The organism is Xanthocytophaga flava, assembly GCF_030068545.1.
Lineage (GTDB): Bacteria > Bacteroidota > Bacteroidia > Cytophagales > 172606-1 > Xanthocytophaga > Xanthocytophaga flava.
This window is the reverse complement of sequence record NZ_JASJOR010000029.1, coordinates 103,104-110,154: the sequence shown is the minus strand read 5'-3', so window position 1 is coordinate 110,154 and position 7,051 is coordinate 103,104. Positions and strand designations below refer to the sequence as shown.

Below are 7,051 nucleotides of genomic sequence, written 5' to 3'. Positions count from 1 at the left end.
GCAACTGTGGTAAAATCCATTTTTCGATCATATCTTTGCTGAGAATCCCCATTGTTTTGTGTTTTTTAAGTTCGCACCTCAAAATTCACCCTACTTTGGGGATTTTCCTATTTGTTTAAACAGCTTCGATATATCATAAATCAATAAAAACGTTATCAACAAAAAAACGTATGCATTAGTCATACTATAGATAAAGATCTATTTTTGAAAAACAATCTTTCAACCTAAAACAAGTACAATGCTTAAACCCATTATACTGGCAAGCACATTACTTGCCCTAGCCTCGTGTGGACACAACACAGCAGAAAGCGTGAAAACACCACAAGAAGATAACACGAAAACAGATAGTGTAGTTGCTCCGGTGGAAACCAAAGCTCCCAACACAGACTATAAACCAGCCTTTACAGGTCAAACCCGTATAGCGGGTCGAGTAACCAAAACTCCTTATGAAGGAAATGTTTTGAGTAGTGACCTTAAGAACCCTTGGGGAATAACTAGTCTTCCGGATGGAAGATTACTGATCACAGAAAAAGCTGGAACGATGCGTATCGCAACCAATGCAGGAGTAGTGAGTCAGCCTATTATCGGACTTCCCAAGGTTAATCCTGATGGACAAGGCGGATTGCTTGGAGTTAGAGTCGATCCGGACTTTGCGCAGAACCGAATGGTTTATTGGGTTTTTTCAGAACCTCTTCCGGAAGGCAACCTGACCGCTGTAGCTAAAGGCAAGCTATCTACGGATGAAACAAAAATAGAAGGTGCGACGGTTATTTATCGTGCTACACCTGCCTATAATGGAACCTTGCACTATGGTGGCAGAATCCTGTTTGACAAAGACAATAACATAGTAATCAGTACAGGTGAACGTTCAGATCTGCAAACCCGGCCTCAGGCACAACAACTTAATTCAGGATTGGGTAAGATTATCCGGATCACTAAAGAAGGAAAACCTGTAGCTGGTAATCCATTTGCGAATACAGCAGGAGCCCGTCCGGAACTTTATTCCTACGGACACCGCAATGTACAGGGCTTGGCCTTTCATCCGGAAACTGGTGACCTTTGGGAAACAGAATTTGGTCCTAGAGGCGGGGACGAAGTTAATCGGGTTGAAGCAGGCAAAAACTATGGTTGGCCTACTATTACCTATGGGATCGAATACAGTGGATCTAAAATAGGCGATGCTATTCAACAAAAAGAAGGTCTGGAACAACCTGTTTATTACTGGGACCCTGTAGTTTCGCCAAGTGGTATCACTTTCTATAGTGGCACAGCTATTCCTGAATGGAAAAATAACCTTTTCATTGGTGCGCTTAGTGGCATGCACATCGTCAGACTGGTAATTGAAAACAATAAGGTAGTAGGTGAAGAAAGACTACTGGCAGATCAGAATCAGCGTTTCCGCGATATCACGGAAGGAAAAGATGGCGCACTCTATGCGGTTACAGATCAGGGAAGACTGTATCAGATTGCAAAGAAATAACAGGTAAAAAACCAACAGTATCCTCTGGATACTTAAAGCATGATAGAGAAGTAACAAAATCCTTGTTGCTTTCTTTATCATGCTTTTGTTTTTTAACACATGTACAAATCATTATAAATAATAGCTTAACATGTAATTTTTCGTTGAAAAAATCACATATTAGTAAACACTTATATTTCTACATTTGTACTCTTATTTCTCATAGAAGTTATTTAGAATATTAGTAAAAGCGATAAAGCCACCTCTTATGTCCTCTTCACCTAGTTAAAAGTATACGTAACAACTTTTATATCAGAATTTTCTATCAACACTCTATTTAATTACAATTATTGATGAAACATCTTTTACATCCTTTTCTATTCTTAATTATATGTTCTCTTCTTAACGTTTCTGGTTTTGCTCAGACTTATAGTTCTGATAGTACATTTCAAAATCCACTTGTAAAGAACTATTCTTCTGGAATTTATTCTATCGTAGTTCAGGAAGATCAGAAGATTCTGATATGTGGATACATAGATTATATAAACAACCACCCATCTAAAAAGATTGTACGTTTACTTCCCAATGGTAGTATAGACAACACATTTCAGTTATCTATAGATGTTGTAGACAGCTATGTACTTGGAGTTAGAACAGATGGTAAGATTCTGGTTGGCGAAAAATACTATAATCCGGAAAGCCAGGAAATATTTAAGATATCCTTGTTAAATCCTGATGGAAGTTTAAATGCTATCTATGATACCAATATACGATGCGATAACTTTAACCCAAATAATTTCATTGTTCGGAAAGATCAAAGTATGATTCTGGGAGCCAACACCTACAATAAGACAGAGGGTGATGGGAGAGTTTATCGATTACGTGCAGATGGGAGTATTGATCCCTCATTCACTATGACAGGTGTAAAAATCTACTCTATCTCGGCACTTGCTGAACAACCTGATGGAAAAATAGTTATTGTCGGATATATCAAAGATCCTACAGAGTCAAATGATTCAAAAACCAGAATTATTCGTCTTAATACAGATGGTAGCTGGGACAGTAGTTTTGTACCAGATCTTTTTGTAAGAAATCAGCAATTATTTGCTGTGGTAGTTCAGAATGATGGGAAAATTGTTTTAGGAGGTAATGGATATCAATCTCCAGATCTTACTGGTGTTTCTCGCCTTAATTCAGATGGATCTCTCGATCGTACATTTAAGGCCGGAAATACAGACACTACCTATTATGATGGTTTTGCTGTTGCAATACAACATGATGGAAAAATTGTAGCAAAAACATGGCATCAGTCTTCTACTGGTAATGGACAAATACTCAGATTTATGCCTGACGGCAGTCTGGACCCTACTTTTCATGTAGGAATAGGCGCAGAATATCTTACAACTGTACTAGCCCTACAAAAAGATGGCAAAGTACTCTCTGATGCATTTTTCAATACGTATGGAGAAGCTGCATATAACTCTCTTATTCGTCTCAATGAAAATGGAACTCTGGATAATAGTTTTAATCTAAAACTAGAGGAACTTGGTAATATAACCGCATTAACCAAACAATCTGATGGAAAGCTTTTGTTAGGTGGATATTTTCATGTAGTCAACACAGATAATCAATCTTATTTAACTCGTCTTAATCCAAATGGTCACGTAGATCTCAGCTTTAAAGCCGGAATAGGCCTGGATGAGAAGGGCAATCCAGCCAGCGGATTTATCAGTAAAATTACTGTCCAGAATGATAACAAGATATGGGTTGGCGGACGTTTTTCTACGTTTAATGGACAAAAGACAGGATCTCTTATCAGATTAAATCCAAATGGCACAACTGATCTTACATTTGAAAGTCCTACACAATTCACGTATGATGTGTATGATATTGTCATTCAACCAGATAAAAAGATTCTGGTAGGGGCAGTTCTATTTTATCCGAAAGACTCATCTTCCTATCTGATCCGTTTAAATAGTGATGGATCACGAGATTCCAGTTTTGATACAGGCACTGATTTACCAGAAGGAGTCTATAAAATTAAACTACAGAATGATGGAAAGATTATTGTATTACAGAACATAACTCAGTTTCTAGACATTGGGTCTGGTTCAGCGGCCAGACGAGTCATACGTCTTAATCCCAATGGATCTTTGGATACTACCTTTACACCCTATGAAACACAGGATTATATTGGCACAATGGAGTTACTACCAAATGAACAACTTCTGATTAACGGTTCTCTCACAGTCCCAGGAAAAACAGAAAAATTTAAATTATTACGGTTGAACAAAAATGGAAGTATTGATACAACCTTTAATTTGCCTTTAAAAGATAAAGACTATGTAGGTTATATGGCCGTTCAGCCGGATGGTAAAACAATATTAGCAGGTTCATTTTCAGCATTCAACCAATCTCTTATTCGTTTACAGATTGATGGATCGATAGACAGTAGCTTTGTTGCAAATACCATAGGGCATTTTGAATCAACAGGTTTGGTATTATCCTCTGGTGACGATTTATTTCTTGTCTATGATTATGCCCGAGTGATGAAACTCATCCCTCAAAAACCATTAGGCACCGAAATACTGGACAATAGTCTGGTCAAACTTTATCCAAATCCGGCTCTCGGTCATTTTGCAGTAGAAGTTCCTACAGGATGGAATATTGATAAAGTATTTTTGTACAACTCTACAGGAAAAATTGTGCCAGTTACAACAGAAAATGTAGTAGGTGGCTACCAAATCCATACAGGAAACCTACCCTCAGGATTATATATCCTAAAGGCATTTACAGCCAAAGGTACATTCTCAAAACGGGTAATTCTACATTAATAATTTGTAGTGGTCTGGTTGAATAACAACTATCAAACCAGACCACTGATATGTTTTAGTAGATAGTGTACCAATTGTAATTTGATGTATTCTACTCATAACTACATAAAATATAACTCGTAAAAATACTTCCTTTCAAGGCTCTCTTTTTATTCGCTAAACTGTTTGTCAGCTATATACACTAGAAGTATTTGACTTCACACAGTAAACTCCTGATCAATCCTACATCTGTAATTACAGCAATAGACTTCAATAAAAACACGACAGGTAAGACTCTATCTTCGCATCATATAAATTTTTGTAAACCTATGCTTCAAAAACAGATTTTTACCTTGGCAGTGTTGTGCCTGGCGGTATGGGGAATGACCTCCTGCCGAACCAGTAAAGAAGAACAAGCAGTGAAAACCATTGATGACTTTTTCGGATCTATTGAGGATAATGATTTTGAAAAAGCGAAAGAAATTTCTACAGAAGATAGTAAACCCATACTGGTTCAGGTAGAAAAAGAGGCGAAAGATTATCGCAAAGATGTGAAGCCTGAAAAGGTAGAAGTAGAAGTACTGGATAAGAAAATAGTAGATGATAAGGAAGCATTAGTGACTGTAAATATCAAAGTAGGTCCCAAAGTCAAAAAAGAAAAAATAAAGCTGGTACTGGTTAACGAAAAATGGCTTATTGTCGTAAAGAAGCCTCAGGTACAGGTAGTACGGTATGTTGTGTTTTACGATCAGTATGATGTGATTGTACTGCCTAAAATTCGCATCATCAAACCAACTCTTGTTATTGAGGAAGAAGATGATGATCATCATCATCACCACCACAAGCATAAACATCACCCACGTGGTCATGCATATGGACATGACAAACATCATCATTAAATCAACCTAACTAATGGGTAGATAGTAGAAAAAAAGTATATTCGTCTGATCAAACAAGATCTACTTATACAAGATGCTATGATATATCAGGAATTTATATCTTCTCTTTCTACTTCAGAACCGCCATCAGAATTAAATGATGCCCTGAAAGCACTTTGGTATGATGGAAAAGAAGATTGGGAAACAGCCCATAACATGGCTCAGGTCAACAATAGTCCTACTAACTGTTGGATACATGCCTACCTGCATCGGAAAGAAGGTGATTCCTGGAATGCCCAGTATTGGTATACGCGTGCCGGAAAAAAAATGCCTCAGGTATCGTTGAAAGAAGAATGGGAACAGATTGTAAAAGCTCTACTTTCATAAAATCAAAAGCCGAATGAAATTTCATTCGGCTTTTGATTTTATTGATGACTTATAATGAAAGTCCATTTTGCAGGATCTCGTGTCCCATTTTATCCCGTTTCGTTTCCAGGTATCTTTCATTGTGTGGGTTTGGTTCAATCTCAATAGGGACTCTTTCTACGATTTCCAACCCATATCCAATCAGAGCAGCCCGTTTTTTAGGGTTGTTGGAGATCAGACGGATTTTTGTGATCCCCAGATCACGCAAAATCTGAGCACCCACACCATAATCGCGTTCATCCATCTTGAAGCCTAGTTCCAGATTGGCTTGTACTGTATCCCGACCTGACTCCTGAAGTTTATAAGCCTTTAGCTTATTCAGTAATCCAATTCCTCTCCCCTCCTGATTCATATACAATACCACTCCTTTTCCTTCTTTTTCCACCATAGCCATAGCTCTGTGTAACTGACCACCACAATCACATCGGCATGACCCAAAAATATCTCCTGTCACACAAGATGAATGCACACGCACCAGTACTGGTTCATCTTTTTCCCAATGTCCTTTTACCAATGCCATATGCAGATCACCCGTATTTTCCTGACGATAGGCAATCAGATCGAAATGACCATAATCAGTAGGCATATCTACTCCAATCTCCCGCTTAATCAGGCTTTCCTTTGCCAGTCGGTATTCAATCAGATCTTTAATGGAAACCAGCTTCAATTTAAACTTATCAGCCATTATACGAAGCTGAGGCAAACGGGCCATGGTACCATCTTCATTCAGGATCTCAATCAACACACCGGCAGGCTGCAACCCTGCCAGGCGAGCAAAATCTACTGCAGCTTCTGTATGTCCAGATCTACGCAGTACTCCACCAGGCATAGCTCTCAACGGAAAGATATGCCCCGGACGTCCCAGTTCTTCAGGTTTAATGGTTGGATCAACCAAAGCCTGAATAGTTTTGGCACGGTCACTGGCAGATATCCCTGTAGTACAACCATGTCCCAGTAAATCAACCGAAACTGTAAACGGAGTGCTATGCACAGCGGTATTCCGTCCAACCATCATTTCCAGCCCCAGTTCCGTACAGCGTTCCTGGGTCAGAGGAGCACACATCAAACCACGAGCCTCCTTAATCATAAAGTTTACAATCTCTGGTGTTATCTTTTCAGCAGCACAAATCAGATCTCCTTCATTTTCCCGATCTTCATCATCCACAACGATAATGACCTCTCCTCTTCTAATGGCTTCAATAGCTTCTTCGATGGTATCTAGTTGTATATCACCGTTTACTGATGTGGGTATAGTATTCATTAGACTAAAAATTATGTAAATAACTTAGGTATATTCAAAAGTTTTCCACGTTTTCTCTCACACTGAAACCGGACTAATGCAACAAAGGTACAAGAAACCTTCTACATCTGATCTTTGGAACTCAGAACTATTCAGGTACACTTTAAGTGTACAGATGACAGGTTCGTGTAAGATTGACGTTTTCTATATCATTCAACATCTGGATAAATTAGTA

5 protein-coding genes are annotated in these 7,051 nt (G+C 38.5%); 4 read left to right on the top strand and 1 reads right to left on the bottom strand.

All coding sequences use genetic code 11. The features are described from left to right. The first annotated feature begins 238 nt into the window (after nt 1-238). From QNI15_RS30565 to QNI15_RS30550, 4 genes are all read left to right on the top strand, one after another. Nucleotides 239-1,480, top strand: a complete 1,242-nt coding sequence (locus tag QNI15_RS30565) for a PQQ-dependent sugar dehydrogenase (RefSeq protein ID WP_314035503.1) — start codon at nt 239-241, stop codon at nt 1,478-1,480. A 332-nt stretch (nt 1,481-1,812) separates the two neighbouring features. Continuing rightward, entirely contained in the window at nt 1,813-4,293 is a 2,481-nt protein-coding gene (locus QNI15_RS30560; protein ID WP_314035501.1) for a T9SS type A sorting domain-containing protein, read from the top strand. Nucleotides 4,294-4,601: 308 nt separating this feature from the next. Next, entirely contained in the window at nt 4,602-5,171 is a 570-nt protein-coding gene (locus tag QNI15_RS30555; protein WP_314002252.1) for a DUF4878 domain-containing protein, read from the top strand. 78 nt (nt 5,172-5,249) lie between these two features. Beyond that, nucleotides 5,250-5,537 (top strand): hypothetical protein, encoded by a 288-nt coding sequence (locus QNI15_RS30550; RefSeq protein WP_313988844.1) that lies wholly within the window; start codon nt 5,250-5,252, stop codon nt 5,535-5,537. Nucleotides 5,538-5,586: 49 nt separating this feature from the next. Here QNI15_RS30550 and QNI15_RS30545 read toward each other — a convergent pair whose 3' ends face one another. Beyond that, nucleotides 5,587-6,837, bottom strand: coding sequence for a bifunctional 3,4-dihydroxy-2-butanone-4-phosphate synthase/GTP cyclohydrolase II (locus QNI15_RS30545; protein WP_314035499.1), 1,251 nt, complete (start codon nt 6,835-6,837; stop codon nt 5,587-5,589). Between the last annotated feature and the right edge of the window lie 214 nt (nt 6,838-7,051).

Bases quoted from the DNA above. Each gene is read 5' to 3' on its own strand.
- QNI15_RS30550 (WP_313988844.1), top strand. From the start codon at position 5,250: ATGATATATCAGGAATTTATATCTTCTCTTTCTACTTCAGAACCGCCA.
- QNI15_RS30565 (WP_314035503.1), top strand. From the start codon at position 239: ATGCTTAAACCCATTATACTGGCAAGCACATTACTTGCCCTAGCCTCG.
- QNI15_RS30545 (WP_314035499.1), bottom strand. From the start codon at position 6,837: ATGAATACTATACCCACATCAGTAAACGGTGATATACAACTAGATACC.
- QNI15_RS30560 (WP_314035501.1), top strand. From the start codon at position 1,813: ATGAAACATCTTTTACATCCTTTTCTATTCTTAATTATATGTTCTCTT.
- QNI15_RS30555 (WP_314002252.1), top strand. From the start codon at position 4,602: ATGCTTCAAAAACAGATTTTTACCTTGGCAGTGTTGTGCCTGGCGGTA.